The organism is Acidovorax sp. Root219, from assembly GCF_001428665.1.
Classification (GTDB): Bacteria; Pseudomonadota; Gammaproteobacteria; order Burkholderiales; family Burkholderiaceae_C; genus Acidovorax.
The window spans coordinates 44,083-58,785 of record NZ_LMIJ01000023.1 but is presented as its reverse complement, the minus strand read 5'-3'; the positions used below and the strand labels follow the sequence as shown (position 1 = coordinate 58,785).

Genomic DNA, 14,703 nt, shown 5'->3' with positions numbered 1-14,703 from the left:
GTCGCCTTGTATGGGATATCTGTCTTTCACGCAGCGGCAGTGCCGCCAGCGCTACGCGGGCTGCAGTCACGCGGCCGCTGCGGCGGTGCTGTTGCTGCTGGCGAGACCGCGAGAAGGGCTGGGTAATCGGGGCGGTGTGGTGGTCGTCACTGGCATGGTCGAAACCCTCTCGGTTCAAAAGATAAAAAAGACAGTCCACCTGTGCAGCGCGTGCAGCAGTGCAGCAGTGCAGCAGTGCGGCGGTGCGGCGGTGCGGCGGTGCGGCGGTGCGGCGGTGCGGTGAGTCCCGCACACAAGGCAGGGCTGCACCGATCTTTGTCGAACAGTGGTGATCCGTCTGTGCCGGGTGTCACAAAGAGGTGCGCACACCCATTTGGGTGATGCCGGGCGATGGGCGAGCCAGGCCCGCGCGGAAGCCACGGTGGGCACTATCTTCATACGGCCTTTTGCACATGGCGGCACCCTGCGTGCCCCGCGGTCAACGGGGCGTGTAGCACGCGCCTGACGCGATCGCCGCCGTGACCGCACTCGCCGTACTGGCCACATTGGGGTAGACCGAGGGGGTGGCTGTGTGATCCAGCAAGCACAGGTGATTGCCCTTGCGCACCAGTACCACCGGCATGGCCTGCGATAGGCTCCAACCGTTCTTCAGGCCAGTGCCGTCCGGGCCGGGGACGCACTGGTCCTGCTCCCAGAAGCCAGTTGCAAGGATCCCAGGACCGCGCACCGCACCGCAACCGTGTCCACAGAGGCGGCGCCGATGACACCCGTGCCATTGCGCACCACGCAGCCAGTGCCCTGAGATTGGGTCTTGACCGTGACGGCATAGGCAGAACCTGCGGCCAACGGAGTGGAGAAGGTGAAGCCGCCGTCGGCGGTGAGCGGCAGATCTTCCCGGCCATTGACCAATACCACTGAGGTTCCAGTGGGCACGCCGCTGATGATGCCGCCCAGGGTGTTGCGCTCGTTGGGCAGTTGCGCGCACTCGAGCAGCACTGAAGGGGAGTCCGCTGACAGTGCTCCTGTGCCCCTCGCCACCGTGCAACGCTGGCCCGTGGGCTGGCTCTTGACAGTGAAGGCATGGCCACCGCCAACAGGCCAAAAGCCAACTCGCAGGCCAGCCCCGTAGCCAGCAGCCCGGCAAAAGAAAAAGCCCCGAGCTATGGTTTAGATAGCATCGGGGCTCTGTCAGTGGCGGAGAGGGTGGGATTCGAACCCACGGTAGTGTTGCCACTACGCCTGATTTCGAGTCAGGTACATTCGACCACTCTGCCACCTCTCCTATGTGTCGAAGCCTGCGATTATAGCAGGCTTTTTTTGCGCTCTGCAACGAGCGCGGCGTGCATTGAGATTCAGGCCTTGCCCATGTAGTCGCGCTTGCCCAGCTCCACCCCGTTGTGGCGCGCCAGGGCGTAGGCCGTGGTCACGTGGAAGAAGAACTGCGGCAGGCCGTAGTGCAGCAGGTAGGCCTGGCCCACGAACTGCTTTTCGCGCGGGGTGCCGGGTTGCAGGGTGATCTGGCGCGTGGCGGCCTCGGCGAAGTTCTCGGCGGGCAGGCCTTCGATGAAGGCCAGCACCGTGTCGATGCGCTCGTTCAGGTCGGCAAAGCCGGGGTGCTCGCCGTCCGGGAACGAGGGCACCTCGACGCCAGCCAGGCGGGCGCACACGCCCTTGGCGAAGTCGCAGGCGATCAGCACCTGGCGCGCCATGGGGAACATGTCGGGGTACAGGCGGGCCTGCAGCAGCGCGTCGGGTTCGATCTTGCGTGCAGTGGCATGGGCCTCGGTCTTGGCGAGCACGTCCTTCAGGGCGCCCAGCATCTGGCGGAACACGGGGATGCTGGAGGTGTGCATGGGGTAGGTCATGGAGGGTCTATCCTGAAAGGGGGTGAGGGGAACGACGCGCGCTCTGAGAGCCTGGCACGCTGTCGGAAGCGCATTGCACCACAACGCGCTGGATGCTGCTCGCGGCGCCTCAAGACCCGCAGCGGGCATGAAAAACGGGCCAGAAGGCCCGTTGTCCCAAGAGCGCAGGAATCCCGCTCAGGCTTGCGGCGCCAGCACGGCCAGGCCGCCCATGTAGGGGCGCAGCACCTCGGGGATGGTCACGCTGCCGTCGGCCTGCTGGTAGTTTTCCAGCACGGCCACCAGCGTGCGGCCCACGGCCAGGCCCGAGCCGTTCAGGGTGTGCAGCAACTCGTTCTTGCCCTGGGCGTTCTTGAAGCGGGCCTGCAGGCGGCGCGACTGGAAGGCCTCGCAGTTGCTCACCGAGCTGATCTCGCGGTAGGTGTTCTGCGCGGGCAGCCAGACTTCGAGGTCATAGGTCTTGGCGGCGCCGAAGCCCATGTCGCCGGTGCACAGGCTCATCACGCGGTAGGGCAGGCCGAGCTTTTGCAGCACGGCTTCGGCGTGGCCGGTCATGGCTTCGAGCGCGTCGTAGCTCTTGTCGGGGTGCACGATCTGCACCATTTCGACCTTGTCGAACTGGTGCTGGCGGATCATGCCGCGCGTGTCGCGCCCGTAGCTGCCGGCCTCAGAGCGAAAGCAGGGCGTGTGCGCCGTGAGCTTGATCGGCAGCTCGGCCTCGGCCACGACCACGTCGCGCACGAAGTTGGTCAGCGGTACCTCGCTGGTGGGGATGAGGTAGAGCGCCGCGTTGTCGGGCACGGGCTCGCCGTCCTGGCCGCCCTTCTTCGCAGCGAACAGGTCGCCCTCGAACTTGGGCAACTGGCCCGTGCCCTTGAGCGAGTCGGCGTTGACGGCGTAGGGCACGTAGCACTCGGTGTAGCCATGCTCCTGGGTCTGCACGTCGAGCATGAACTGGGCGAGCGCGCGGTGCAGGCGGGCAATGTTCCCCTTCATCACGGTGAAGCGCGAGCCCGAGAGCTTGACGCCCATGTCGAAGTCCAGGCCCAGGGGCGCGCCCACGTCGACATGGTCCTTGACCTCGAAGGCATAGGTGCCGGGCGTGCCCCACTTGCGCACTTCGACGTTGCCCGATTCGTCAGCGCCCACGGGCACGCTCTCGTGCGGCAGGTTGGGCACGGCGGCCAGCATGGTTTGCAGCTCGGCCTGGATCTGCTCCAGCCGCGCGGCCGATTGCTCCAGCTCCGCCTTGGAGGCGGTGACCTGGGCCTTGGCGGCCTCGGCGCCGTCCTTGTCGCCACGGCTGATCAGCATGCCGACCTGCTTGGAGAGCTGGTTGCGCTGCGACTGCAGCTCTTCGGTGCGCGATTGCAGGGTCTTGCGCTCGGATTCCAGGCCCTGGAAGGCGGCAACGTCCAGGAAGGCCTGGGGCTTCTTGCGGGTTTCCAGGCGCGCGATGGCGGTATCGAGGTCTTTGCGGAGAAGAAGAATGTCTAGCATGGGGTCGATTTTAGAGGTGGACGCGCAACGGGCCTCAGGCAAGGCCGGTCGGGTCGAAATTGGCGCCGCACAGGATCATGGCGACGGTCTCCTGCGGCTGCGGCTTGTAGGCGCCGGTCTGCAGGGCTGCCAGGCCCAGCGCGGCCGCCGGCTCCACGGCCAGCTTGAGCTCCTTCCACAGCCACTGCTGGGCCGAGCGGATGGCCTCGTCGGGCAGCAGCAGGGATTCGTGCACATGGCGCTGGCTCACCTCCCAGCCGATAGCGCCGATGCGGCGCGCACCCAGCGAATCGGCGGCGATGCCGCCCACCTCCACGTCCACCGGCATGCCGGCTGCGCGGGCCGCGTGCAGGGTGGGGGCACGCTCGGGCTCCAGCGCCACCACGTGGGCGCGGCTTTCCACCCAGGCGGCCACGCCGCCGATCAGGCCGCCGCCGCCCACGCTGACGAGAACGGTGTCGGGCAGGCGCCCGCCCTGCTCCTCGATCTCGGCCGCCAGCGTGCCTGCACCGGCCACCACCTCGGGCTGGTCGTAGGCATGGGCCTGCAGCGCGCCGGTGGTCTTCTGGCGCGCCACGCAGGCCTCGAAGGCTTCGGAATACGCGGCGCCGGTGACGACCACCTCAGCCCCCAGCGAGCGCAGCCGGGCGCGCTTGGCCTCGGGCGAGACCTCGGGCACAAAGACTTCGCAGCGCACGCCCAGGGCCTTGGCGGCCGCCGCCACGGCAATGCCGGCATTGCCGCCGGAGGCGATGATCACGCCGCTCTCGGGCACGGGGTTGGCCATCAGCCGGTACAGCATGCCGCGGGCCTTGAAGCTGCCACCCACCTGCAGGTGCTCGAGCTTGAGCCAGACCTCGGCGCAGTCCACGCCCAGGGATCGGCCGCTCAACCGCAGCAGCGGCGTGGTGCGCAGGAAGTCGGGGCGGGAGGCCAGCTGGGTGCGGGCGGCGGAGATGGCGGCGCGGTCGATCATGGAAATGCGGGGGCCCGAAGGCCCGGTTCAAGACAACCTGGGAGTGTAGATGCCCCGTTGCGCACCGCAGCACACACACAGATACACCCTGGGCTGTGCCCAGGCCTTTTGGCTGCCGATAACATGGGCATGGGCCGCCGCTTGTTGCGGGCGTGCCCTCAGGAGGTTGATCGCATGTTCTTTGTGTTCGGCCCTTCGGGGCAGATGTACCGTGGCGGGCCTGAAAACCTGGCCACCATCGCACCGGTGCGGCGCGTGCAGCGCCCGCAGGCTTTGCGCACCCGCTCGCTGGACGTGCAGGCACGGGAGCCCGACCTGCCCACGCCCCCCACCGGCGCCGCCGCCCTGCCCGTGAACCTGCGCCTGCAGGATGCCGTGAGCGCCTATGCCCAGACCGAACAAGGCCCCCAGCAGGTGCGCAAGCCGCTGACGCTGGTGAGCGACGTGATGACCCTGGAGGCCGTGACCGTGCAACCCGATGCCATCGTGAACGCCGCCTGGCAGACGCTGGCGGAGCACCATGTGGCACAGGCGCCGGTGGTGGACGCCCAGGGCCGCGTGGTCGGGCTGCTGCTGCGCGCCGACATGGCGCCGCTGGACCTGCTGCCCGAGCCCGGCGCGGTAAAGCAGGCCATCGACCTGGCCCGGCGGCCCGTGTCCGAGGTGATGGTGAGCCCCGTGCCCGCCGTGGCGGCCGACACCGAACTGCGCCGCGTGGCGGCCGTGCTGTTGGACACGGGCCTGCCCGGCCTGCCGGTGACGGATGACTCGGGCCGGCTCACCGGCTTCATCTCGCGCACCGACATCCTGCGCGCCGTGGCGGCCGACCCGCCGCTGGACCTGTGGAGCGGTCCGGCAGTGGCGCTGTGAGCGCCTACTTGCGTTGCGTCAATGGCCGGTCGGCCCTGTCTCGGGCTGGCGCTCCTTGATCTCGAAGCCTGTGGCAGCATCGATCTTGAGCCCCTTGGGCAGCGGGAACTTGATGGTCTCCTCAATGCCCGACATGGTGCGCACCGACACGGCGCCCAGCGCCTTGATGCGGTCGATGACCTGCTTGACCAGGATTTCGGGCGCCGAGGCGCCAGCCGTGAGGCCCACGCGCGCCACGCCGGTGAACCACTCGGCCTGCAGTTCCTCGGCACTGTCGACCATGAAGGCCGTGGTGCCCAGCTTGGCGGCCAGTTCGCGCAGGCGGTTGCTGTTGGAGCTGGTGGGGCTGCCCACGACGATGACCACATCCACTTGCGGGCTCAGCACCTTGACTGCGTCCTGCCGGTTCTGCGTGGCGTAGCAGATGTCCTGGTGCTTGGGCTCGCGCACCTGGGGGAAGCGCGCGCGCACCGCGGCAGAGATTTCGGCGGCGTCGTCCACGCTCAGGGTGGTCTGGGTGACTACCGCGAGCTTAGCGGTCTGCCTGGGCTGCACGCGGGCCACGTCGGCCACGTCTTCCACCAGGTGGATGCCATGGTCGAGCTGGCCCATGGTGCCCTCCACCTCGGGATGGCCCTTGTGGCCGATCATGATGAACTCGTAGCCTTCCTTGGCCAGCTTGGCCACCTCGACGTGCACCTTGCTCACCAGCGGGCAGGTCGCGTCGAAGATGGAAAAGCCGCGCGCCACGGCCTCTTCCTGCACGGCCTTGCTCACCCCGTGGGCACTGAAAATCAGCGTGGCGCCCGGGGGCACGTCCGAGAGCTCCTCGATGAAGATCGCACCCTTGGCCTTGAGGTCGTTGACCACATAGGTGTTGTGCACGATCTCGTGGCGCACGTAGATGGGGCGGCCGAATTTCTGCAGCGCGCGCTCGACGATTTCGATGGCACGGTCCACGCCGGCGCAAAAGCCACGCGGCTCGGCCAGCAGGATTTCCTGGGGGGTCTGCATCAGAGGATTCCGATCACGAGCACTTCGAAGGTGACGGGCTGGCCGGCCAGCGGGTGGTTGAAGTCAAAGCGCACGGCGCCGTCCTCGCGCACCTGCATCACCGCACCGGCATAGCTGCCCATCCCGTCGGGAGTGGGGAACTGCACCACATCGCCAGGGCTGTATTTTTCGTCGGCACTGCCCAGCTCGTTGAGCAGCTTCTTGGCCACCCACTGCTGCATGTCGGGGTTGCGCTCGCCAAAGGCCTCGCCCGCAGGCAGCTCGAAGGTGGCGCGCGTGCCCTCCACCAGGCCCAGCAGGTGCTGCTCCATGGCGGGCGACAGCTCGCCCGTGCCCAGCGACAGCGTGGCCGGCTTGTCGGCAAAGGTGTTGATCACATCCCCCGCCGGGCCTGCCAGGCGATAGTGCAGCGTGAGAAAGGAGCCCGGCTGTACGGTGGGAAGGGCTGTGGCGGTAGAGGTCATGAAAGTCCCGATAAACTGGCCTCTATTGTAGAAAAACGGGCAAGCCCCCATGGCTGGGTGTCCGAGACTCCTTATTTCCTGCACGCCATGGCCATCAAAGACCTCCCCCCGGACGCCCAGCCGCGCGAAAAACTCCTCGCGCGCGGCCCCGCCGCGCTGGCCGATGCAGAGCTGCTGGCCATTCTGCTGCGCACCGGCATTGTGGGCAAGGGAGTGCTGCAGATGGCGCAGGAGCTGCTCGACCCGCCGGTGCTGGATGCCGCCACCGGCAAGCTCACGGGCGGTTTCGGCGGCATCGCCGGCCTGCTGCACACCAGTGCGGACGACCTGGCGCGCATCAAGGGCCTGGGCCCCGCCAAACGCGCCGAGCTGGTGGCCGTGCTGGAGCTGGCACGCCGCGCCCTGGCCCAGCAGTTGCGCGAACGCGAGGTGTTCGACTCGCCCGACACCGTCAAGCACTATGTGCAGTTGCACCTGGCCGCCAAGGGGCACGAGGTGTTCGCCGTGCTGTTCCTCGATAGCCAGAACCGCCTGCTGGCGCTCGAAGAACTGTTTCGCGGCACCTTGACCCAGGCCAGCGTCTACCCGCGCGAGGTGGTGCTGCGCGCCCTGCACCACCAGGCCGCCGCCGTGGTGCTGGCCCACAACCACCCCAGCGGCAGCGTGCAACCGAGCCGCGCCGACGAGGCGCTTACCCAGACGCTCAAGACCACGCTGGCGCTGATCGACGTGCGCGTGCTCGACCATGTCATCGTGGCGCCGGGCCAGGCGCTGTCGATGGCCGAGAAGGGTCTGATGTGAGCCCGGCACCACCGGCGCGCCCGCCCTTGCCCAGTCCACGGCCTGCGGCCCCCACCGCGCTGCAGACCGCCCTGGCCCGCGCCGCCGACACCGCAGGCAAGGAGGCCCTGCCCCCCAGCGTGGCAGCGGCCCTGCCCGTATCCGTGCCAGCGGTACCCGAACCCACGCGCGCCGCCCGGCGCGCATCGGCAGCGGCACGGCTGGCGGCGGCCCGACCGGCGCGCGTGCCCAGGCCACCCGCCACAGCACCGAGTCCCACCGCCACACCCAAACGACGGACGGCCCCCGCGCCCCGGCGCGCCGGCCAGCGCATCGCCGATCTGCAGGAGCTGGCCACGGTGGCCCGCCAGCTGCGCGAGCAGCACGAACGCGAGCAGGCCGAAGAGAAGGCCCGGCGCGAGGCCGCTGCGCGCCAGGAGGCCGAGAACCAGTTCTTCAGCCGCAGCGTGGGCCCCATCACCCCGCTGCGCGTGCGCAACCTGGCGCGCCTGCAGCGCCGCCTGCCCCAGCCGCTGCCGCTGCAGCACTGGCTGGACGAGGAGCGCGTGCTGCTCGAATCCATCAGCGACGACTTCGACGTGAGCACCCTGCTCGACACCGACGACGCGCTGAGCTACCGGCGCCATGGCATCGGCGTGCAGGTCACGCAGCGGCTGCGCTCGGGTTACTGGAGCATCCAGGGCCAGCTCGACCTGCATGGCCTGCGCGTGGACGAGGCGCGCGAGGCCCTGGGCCAGTTCATCCGCCAATCCCACCGCAACGGGCTGCGCTGCGTGCGCGTGGTGCACGGCAAGGGCCTGGGCTCGCCCGGCAAGAGCCCCGTGCTCAAGGGCCGGGTGCAGCGCTGGCTGGTGCAGAAGAACGAGGTGCTGGCCTTCGTGCAGGCCCGGCCCGTCGATGGTGGCGCAGGCGCATTGCTGGTGCTGTTGCAGCCCGTGGTTCCACGCAATCCATAGGCGCGTGCGCGCCTCGGGCAGTGGCCCGTGAAGGCGCGGTGGGCTCGCGCGCACTGCGCCCCGGTGTCAATCCGCTGCGGCGATCAGGTCTACCTCGACCGTAGCGTTCTTGGGCAGCTGCAGCACCCCCACCGAGGTGCGGGTGTGCGCGCCCACCGGGCCGAGCACGCGGTAGAGCACTTCCGAGGCGCCATCGGCCACCTCGCTCTGCTGCGTGAAGCCGGGGGCCGACTGCACGTAGACGGTGATGCGCAGCACCGCCGTGACGGCATCGAGCGTGCCCAAAGCGCGCTGCAGCAGCGCCAGCGCCCGCATGGCGCAGACCTTGGCTGCGCGCTGCGCATCCTGCAGCGACGCATCTGCCCCTGCAGCACCCGTGACCACCACGGTGTCGCCCACGCGGGGGATCTGGCCGCTCAGGTAAATATGGCGGCCATCGCGCACCAAAGGCACGTAGTTGCCGCCGATCTTGATCTCGCCGTCGAAGCTGTAGCCCAGCGCCTGGGCCTCCTGGGCGAAGCGTTCATCGCATGACATGGGCGGGGTGCTTTCCAACAAGGATCATTTTTCGGGTGCGACAGCGCCCTCGAAGCCCAGCGACATGGGCTGCTTGAGATCGCCCTTGTTGCTCATGCCCACGGGCGCCAGGCGCAGGTTGCGCGCGGTGAAGTACAGGTAGCCGTTGACCTTGGACACCGTGACGGTGCCGGCCTTGTCGCCGCTCTGCCAGCCCAGCAGCTTGCCGCCCGATGCATCGGTGAGCGAGACCAGGGCCTTTTTCTGGGCGGGATCGGGCTTGGCAGCCACTTCGTAGGTGCCCGGTGCGGGCTGGTCGGTGCCAAAGTCCACCTCGACCAGTTGCGTCTGGGAGTTGGTGGCAAACACGAAGGACTTGGAGGTGGCGAGGTAGTTGAGCCCCGTCTTGAACCCATAGCGGGTTTTGGCGGCATTGGCCACCTCGGCCCGCACCTCGCCGAAGTTGTGCCAGCCGTTGGGGCCCGAGTAGAGCTTGCTCTTGGGGTTGGTGAAGCGGTCGTCCGACGCGGGCGGCGCACTGCCCCAGGTGTCTCCAGCGGCGGGGGCCGGCTGGGCATGCGTCAGGGCACAGGCCAGCAAGCTGGCGGCAAGGACAAGGGAACGCTTCATGGCACGGGCTCCTTCGGTGGAATGGACAACCGCAGTATGCCTGCGGGCGCATCCAGGAGCGCAGGCCCGCGGGCCCGCACAGCCGCTCACATCAGTTTCTTGGCCACCAGGGGCTGGTTGACCATCCAGTCCGCCGTGCCCGTGAAGCTCTCGCGCAAGCGCGTGCGCAGCGCCTCGGGCACGCCCGTCTCGCCCATGGCCTGGTCCATGCAGGCCACCCACTGGCGGCTCTCCTGAGTGCCGATGGAAAACGGCATGTGGCGCGCACGCAGGCGCGGGTGGCCGAACTGGTCGGTGTAGTAGGACGGCCCGCCTAGCCAGCCGCACAGGAACCAGAACAGCTTTTGCCGCGCGCTGGCGAGGTCGCTGCCATGGGCGGCACGCAACTCGGCATAGCCGGGCTCCAGGTCCATCAGGTCGTAGAAGCGCTCGACCAGGGCGCGCACGCGTTCTTCGCCGCCGATCCATTCGAAGGGCGTGGTGGTGGGGGTGGTGTTGTCGGGGGTGTCGTCGTCCATGGGGGTCACAGTCTGCGCCAGGCATGTCTGGCGAGCTTGGTTGCAAGAGCAGGGATGTTCATATTTCTCAGTTGGAAGCCGCCCTGGCCGATGCACCGGAAGGAGACCTCGCCGGGCTGCCAAGGGTAGCCTACGTGCTGCCTCCGGTCGCCCTACTCCGAGGCGCGGCGCAAGGTCTCCACCACGGGGCGGCGCAGCACATCGCGCAGCCCCCACCAGCCTGCGGCCAGCGCCAGCACGGCACCGGCCAGCGCACCGGCCAGCGGCACCCAGGGCGATGCCGTCCAGGTGAAATCGAACACGAAGCGCGCCAGCGCCCAGCCCACGACCACGGCCACCGTGCTGGCCAGAAAGCCCGCGAGCAGGCCCACGCCCATGAGTTCGGCGCGCTGCACCTGGCGCAGCAGGCTGGCGCGGGCCCCCACGGCGCGCATGATGGCGAACTCGCGCGCACGCTCCTCGCGCGTGGCGGTGACGGCCGCGAACAGCACCACCAGGCCGGCGGCCAGGGTGAAGGCGAAGAGGAACTCCACCGCGCGGATCACCTGGTCGAGCACGCGCTGCACCTGGGTGATGGTGGCGCCCATGTCCACATTGGTGATGTTGGGGAACTGGCGCACCAGCGCGTTGTCGAAACCGGCCTTGTCGGGTGCGCGGTAGGCCGCCAGGTAGGTCACGGCCACGCCTTCGAGGTGCTCCACGGGGTACATCACGAAAAAATTGGCGCGCATGGAGCCCCAGTCCACCTTGCGCAGGCTGGTGATGCGCGCTTCGTTCTGCACACCGCCGATGTCGAACTGCAGCCTGTCGCCCATCTTCAGGCCCAGGGTTTCGGCAATGCCCTCTTCCACGCTGATGGTGCCCTGCTCGTTCTCGGTCCATTGGCCGGCCACGATCTGGTTGTGGGGCGGCTGCTGCACGGCGGTGGAGAGGTTGAACTCGCGGTCCACCAGGCGCTTGGCGCGGTCGTCGGTGTAGTCGGCCGGGCCCACGGCCTTGCCGTTCACCGCCAGCAGGCGGCCGCGGATCATGGGGTACCAGTCGTAGCGCTTCACGCCGCCATCCTTCAAGCTCTGCTGGAAGGCGTCGGACTGCTCGGGCATGACGTTGATCACGAAGCGGTTGGGCGCATCGGGCGGCGTGGCCTGCCGCCAGCTGCTGATGAGGTCGGTGCGCAGCAGCACCAGCAGCACCAGCGCCAGCAGGCCCACGGCCAGGCTGCTGACCTGCACCACGGCGTAGGCCGGGCGCGCCGAGATCTGCCGCGTGGCCAGCACCAGCCAGCGTGGTGCGGTGGCCTCGTTGACGCTGCGGCGCAGCAGCTTCACGGCCACCCAGCTCAGGCCCGCGAACAGCGCCACGGCAGCGGCAAATCCGCCCACGGCGATCAGGCCCAGCTTGATGTCGCTGCTCACGGCCAGCAGCAGGGCCGCAAAGCCGGCCACGCCCACGCCCAGCACGGCCATGGAGGCCGGCTTGAGCCCACCCACATCGCGCCGGATCACGCGCAGCGGCGGCACCTGGGCCAGTTGCAGCACGGGCGGCAGGCCAAAGGCGAACAGCAGCGTGAGCCCCATGCCCAGCCCGAAGGCCACGGGCCACAGGCTGGCGGCGGGCAGGGCCGACTCCACCAGCCCGGCCAGCAGCAGCACGAAGACGTAGTGCACCAGGTAGCCCACGGCCACGCCCAGCGCGCTGGCGAACAGCCCGATCAGCGCAAACTCTGTGGTGTAGGCGCCGGCGATGGTGCGCTGGCTCTGCCCCAGCACGCGCAGCATGGCCGAGGCGTCAAGGTGGTCGGCGGCAAAGCCGCGCGCGGCCAGCGCCACGGCCACCGCCGAAAGCAGCGCGGCCAGCAGGGCCACCAGGCTCAGGAATTTCTGCGCCCGGTCCAGCGTCTGGCGCATCTCGGGGCGGCCGCTTTCGAGCGACTCGACGCGCACGCCGTGCTGCTCGGGCTTCTTGGCCTCGTCGGCAGCCCACTGGCTGAAAGCCTTGACGGCCGCCGGGGCGCCGGAGACGGCAAACCGGTAGGTCAACCGGCTGGCGGGCTGCACCAGGCCGGTGGCGGGCACGTCGGCCTCGTTGAGCATGACGCGCGGCGCAAAGCTCATGAAGCCGGCGCCCCGGTCCGGCTCGATGACGATGATGCGGGTGATGCGCAGCTGCGCATCACCCAGCAGCAACTGGTCGCCCATGGCCAGGCCCAGCGATTCGAGCAGCGGCGCATCCACCCACACCTCGCCGCGCGCCGGGATGTCGCGCGTGGTCTGCTCGGCCGCCCCCGGGCCCACGGCCACGGTGAGGGTGCCGCGCAGCGGGTAGCCCGGCTGCACGCTTTTGAGGGCCACCAGCTTGCTGGCACCGCCCTTGGCATCGGTGGCCCGCCCCATGGTGGGAAAGCCCATGGTGGTCACGCTCTGCAGGCCCAGGGCCTTGGCGCGCTCCACGAAGGTGGCAGGCGTGGGGTTGTCGCTGGCCACCACGGCGTCTCCGCCCAGCAGTTGCAAGGCGTCGCGCTGCAGGCCGCCCTGCAGGCGGTCGGCAAAGAAGCCCACCGAGGTGAGTGCGGCGACGGCCAATGTCACGGCCACGACCAGGAGGCGCAGCTCGCCCGCGCGCAGGTCGCGCAACAAGGTGCGCCAGCCCAGGCGGATAAAAGAAAGGTTCATGGGCGTGACATTAGCGCAAAAGCCCGCCAATCCGCGGCAATGAAACATTTCCAGCCGGCGTGCAGGCCCTTTAAGAGCCTGTTCAACGTCTTTTTGAAGCCGCGCAAGTCCCTTTTCGGGATGGGATGCAAGGCGCGGAGTGCAGCCAATAGCTCGGCTATTGGCAAGCGCCGCAACGCCGCAGACCGCCCGAAAAGGCACTTGCCCGAAGGGTTGGGGCGAAATCGGGCGATTGGACGCCCAGGCTGCTTGCATGGGCATGAGCCCATGCGGCGCATCCGAAGCATCCACTCATCCCGATTGCGCCCCAACGCGGCTGCAAAAAGACATTGAACAGGCTCTAAGGGCCCTCTACCCTAACGGGGAGCGACGTTCAACCGCTCTTCCAGGCCCTTGAGCACCGGGGTGATCTCGGCGCCCACGCGGATCTGCGGGTTCGAGAAGCCGTCGCTCTTGCCGGCCTCGATCTCGCGCTGCTGGATCAGGGGCACGGCCTTCTTGAACGCCTCCTCGAAGGAATGCGTACTGCGCAGCTGTTCGTCGAACACGGCGCGGCCAAAGAAGGTCAGCTCCGACAGGGCGCCGCAGCCGTAGGAGGTGTGGGTCGCGTCCGCCGCCGTCATGATCAGCGTCGAGGGCGTGGCCAGGGCGTCGATCCAGCCGCCCGAGTAGCAGGCGGATATCGCGATCACGCGGTGGCGTATGCCCGACGTGTCCAGCGCCTCGCGCAGCATCTCGGGGCTGATGGGAGGCACCTCCAGCGGCCAGTGCGAGGCGGCGAGCTGGTGGTTCTGGGCGCCGTGCGAGGTCATGTAGACCACAAGCACGTCGTTCTCCTTGTCCATGCGTGCGGCCAGGGCCGTCACCGCCCGGTCCAGGTTCTCGGGCGTGGCCCAGACATGGGTGTCGGCGGTTTCGGCGTGGTTCAGCAAGTGCAGCACCCGGCCCTGCGCGTCGAAGCGCTCCTGCAAGAGGTCGCTGACCATGGTGCTCTCGCGGCGGAACACGTTCTCGCGGGCGTAGGGAGCGAACACCAGGGCATAGACATCGGTCACGCCAGGACGCTCGGGCACCAGGGCGTCGACCTGCTGCTGCATCAGGTCCTGCTGAGATTCGAACAGCGATTGGGACAGATGCAGGCGGGCTGGGGCGGGCGTGTCGTCGCCGGAGGTGTCGGGCACCCAGGAGCGGCTGGATGCGTACTGCATACCCACCCCGAGCACAGCCAGCAGCAACAGTGCGTACAAGCCCGTGCGCACATGCGAACGCACGAAGCGGGACAGCACCCGGACATCGGCCGCCAGCATCCACAGCAGCGTCGCCGCATAGATGACCCAGAAAACCGTGGGGCCGTATCCCGAAGACCAGCGAGCAGGCTGGTGCGCCCCCCACGCCATCAATGCGTAGGCCACCACCGACGCGGGCAGCACGGCCACGCTGGTGAGCGCTAGCCAGGCAGCCAGGCCACCGGTCACCTGCGCCGGTGAATCCTGGCGCCGAGCGGGAGATAGCGCCCACCAGGCACACCAGGCAAGCAGCGGCAGCGACCACCATGTCAGCAGCCAGCCGCGCAGGTTGAAATGGGCCGGGCCCGCCACATGCAGACGCTCCAACCCCAGCAAAACCCCGCTGCACAGCAGCACCAGAACGATCAACTGCAGGGGCCTGGGCACGGCCGCACCCGTTCGGGGCGCCAACAGCACGGCGGCCCGCAGCCCTTGCCACCACCACTGCCCGAGCGGCAGGCGCGGCAAATCTACCGCTTCGGTCACCGCGGATACGGGCGCATCGGGCTCCCCGGGCCCCTGGGGCACGGGGATGCGATGGGTGTCCGGCACCTCGTCGGGGTCGTAGGGGCCAAACTGGCTGGGCAGGGTGTCCGGCCATGCGTTGGGGGATTTCTGATCGCGCATCGCCCGAT

The 14,703-nt window shown here is 68.7% G+C and carries 15 protein-coding genes and 1 tRNA gene; 4 read left to right on the top strand and 12 right to left on the bottom strand.

The window, feature by feature from the left end; translation table 11 throughout:
• Positions 1 to 10 precede the first annotated feature (10 nt).
• Positions 11 to 283, top strand: coding sequence for a hypothetical protein (locus tag ASE28_RS32260; protein WP_157422077.1), 273 nt, complete (start codon positions 11 to 13; stop codon positions 281 to 283).
• Between the two features lie 365 nt (positions 284 to 648).
• Here the strand turns inward: ASE28_RS32260 and ASE28_RS20765 are convergent, their stop codons facing one another.
• The 5 genes from ASE28_RS20765 to ASE28_RS20745 all read right to left on the bottom strand — a co-directional run bounded on the left by ASE28_RS20765 (position 649) and on the right by ASE28_RS20745 (position 4,341).
• Positions 649 to 996, bottom strand: coding sequence for a hypothetical protein (locus ASE28_RS20765; RefSeq protein ID WP_057268321.1), 348 nt, complete (start codon positions 994 to 996; stop codon positions 649 to 651).
• Between the two features lie 196 nt (positions 997 to 1,192).
• Positions 1,193 to 1,282, bottom strand: a tRNA-Ser gene (locus ASE28_RS20760).
• Positions 1,283 to 1,352: 70 nt separating this feature from the next.
• Positions 1,353 to 1,865, bottom strand: coding sequence for a DUF1993 family protein (locus ASE28_RS20755; RefSeq protein ID WP_057268320.1), 513 nt, complete (start codon positions 1,863 to 1,865; stop codon positions 1,353 to 1,355).
• 177 nt (positions 1,866 to 2,042) lie between these two features.
• Positions 2,043 to 3,365 (bottom strand): serine--tRNA ligase, encoded by a 1,323-nt coding sequence (gene serS / locus ASE28_RS20750; RefSeq protein ID WP_057268319.1) that lies wholly within the window; start codon positions 3,363 to 3,365, stop codon positions 2,043 to 2,045.
• Positions 3,366 to 3,399: 34 nt separating this feature from the next.
• Positions 3,400 to 4,341, bottom strand: coding sequence for a threonine/serine dehydratase (locus tag ASE28_RS20745; RefSeq protein ID WP_057268318.1), 942 nt, complete (start codon positions 4,339 to 4,341; stop codon positions 3,400 to 3,402).
• A gap of 174 nt (positions 4,342 to 4,515) precedes the next feature.
• Between ASE28_RS20745 and ASE28_RS20740 the strand changes: the two genes are divergently transcribed.
• Positions 4,516 to 5,211 carry an HPP family protein gene (locus ASE28_RS20740; protein ID WP_057268317.1) on the top strand — a complete coding sequence of 232 codons (696 nt, stop codon included), beginning with the start codon at positions 4,516 to 4,518 and terminating at the stop codon, positions 5,209 to 5,211.
• A gap of 18 nt (positions 5,212 to 5,229) precedes the next feature.
• On the opposite strand, the gene ispH is transcribed toward ASE28_RS20740, so the two are convergent.
• Together ispH and ASE28_RS20730 are read right to left on the bottom strand one after the other, a co-directional pair.
• Positions 5,230 to 6,225: a 4-hydroxy-3-methylbut-2-enyl diphosphate reductase gene (gene ispH / locus ASE28_RS20735; RefSeq protein ID WP_057268316.1), complete on the bottom strand. Its 996-nt coding sequence runs from the start codon at positions 6,223 to 6,225 to the stop codon at positions 5,230 to 5,232.
• A complete protein-coding gene (locus ASE28_RS20730) occupies positions 6,225 to 6,689 on the bottom strand; it encodes a peptidylprolyl isomerase (protein ID WP_057268315.1) in 465 nt (154 codons plus the stop codon). Before ASE28_RS20730 ends, ispH begins: the two co-directional genes overlap by 1 nt.
• Before the next feature lie 87 nt (positions 6,690 to 6,776).
• On the opposite strand from ASE28_RS20730, the gene radC reads away from it, so the two are divergent.
• Together radC and ASE28_RS20720 are read left to right on the top strand one after the other, a co-directional pair.
• Positions 6,777 to 7,490: a DNA repair protein RadC gene (radC, locus tag ASE28_RS20725; RefSeq protein ID WP_057268314.1), complete on the top strand. Its 714-nt coding sequence runs from the start codon at positions 6,777 to 6,779 to the stop codon at positions 7,488 to 7,490.
• A gap of 320 nt (positions 7,491 to 7,810) precedes the next feature.
• Positions 7,811 to 8,446: a Smr/MutS family protein gene (locus ASE28_RS20720; protein WP_369818252.1), complete on the top strand. Its 636-nt coding sequence runs from the start codon at positions 7,811 to 7,813 to the stop codon at positions 8,444 to 8,446.
• Between the two features lie 66 nt (positions 8,447 to 8,512).
• On the opposite strand, the gene ASE28_RS20715 is transcribed toward ASE28_RS20720, so the two are convergent.
• The 5 genes from ASE28_RS20715 to ASE28_RS20695 all read right to left on the bottom strand — a co-directional run bounded on the left by ASE28_RS20715 (position 8,513) and on the right by ASE28_RS20695 (position 14,695).
• Complete coding sequence (locus ASE28_RS20715; RefSeq protein WP_057201914.1) at positions 8,513 to 8,983, bottom strand: RidA family protein; 471 nt, start codon at positions 8,981 to 8,983, stop codon at positions 8,513 to 8,515.
• Positions 8,984 to 9,007: 24 nt separating this feature from the next.
• A complete protein-coding gene (locus ASE28_RS20710; RefSeq protein WP_057201913.1) occupies positions 9,008 to 9,592 on the bottom strand; it encodes a hypothetical protein in 585 nt (194 codons plus the stop codon).
• Between the two features lie 86 nt (positions 9,593 to 9,678).
• On the bottom strand, positions 9,679 to 10,110 hold the full coding sequence (locus ASE28_RS20705) for a group II truncated hemoglobin (protein ID WP_057268313.1): 432 nt from the start codon (positions 10,108 to 10,110) through the stop codon (positions 9,679 to 9,681).
• A 152-nt stretch (positions 10,111 to 10,262) separates the two neighbouring features.
• The gene (locus ASE28_RS20700) at positions 10,263 to 12,782 is read right to left on the bottom strand and encodes an ABC transporter permease (RefSeq protein ID WP_057268312.1); all 2,520 of its coding nucleotides are present in this window, start codon (positions 12,780 to 12,782) and stop codon (positions 10,263 to 10,265) included.
• Between the two features lie 356 nt (positions 12,783 to 13,138).
• Positions 13,139 to 14,695: a C13 family peptidase gene (locus ASE28_RS20695; RefSeq protein ID WP_057268311.1), complete on the bottom strand. Its 1,557-nt coding sequence runs from the start codon at positions 14,693 to 14,695 to the stop codon at positions 13,139 to 13,141.
• Positions 14,696 to 14,703: the final 8 nt, after the last annotated feature.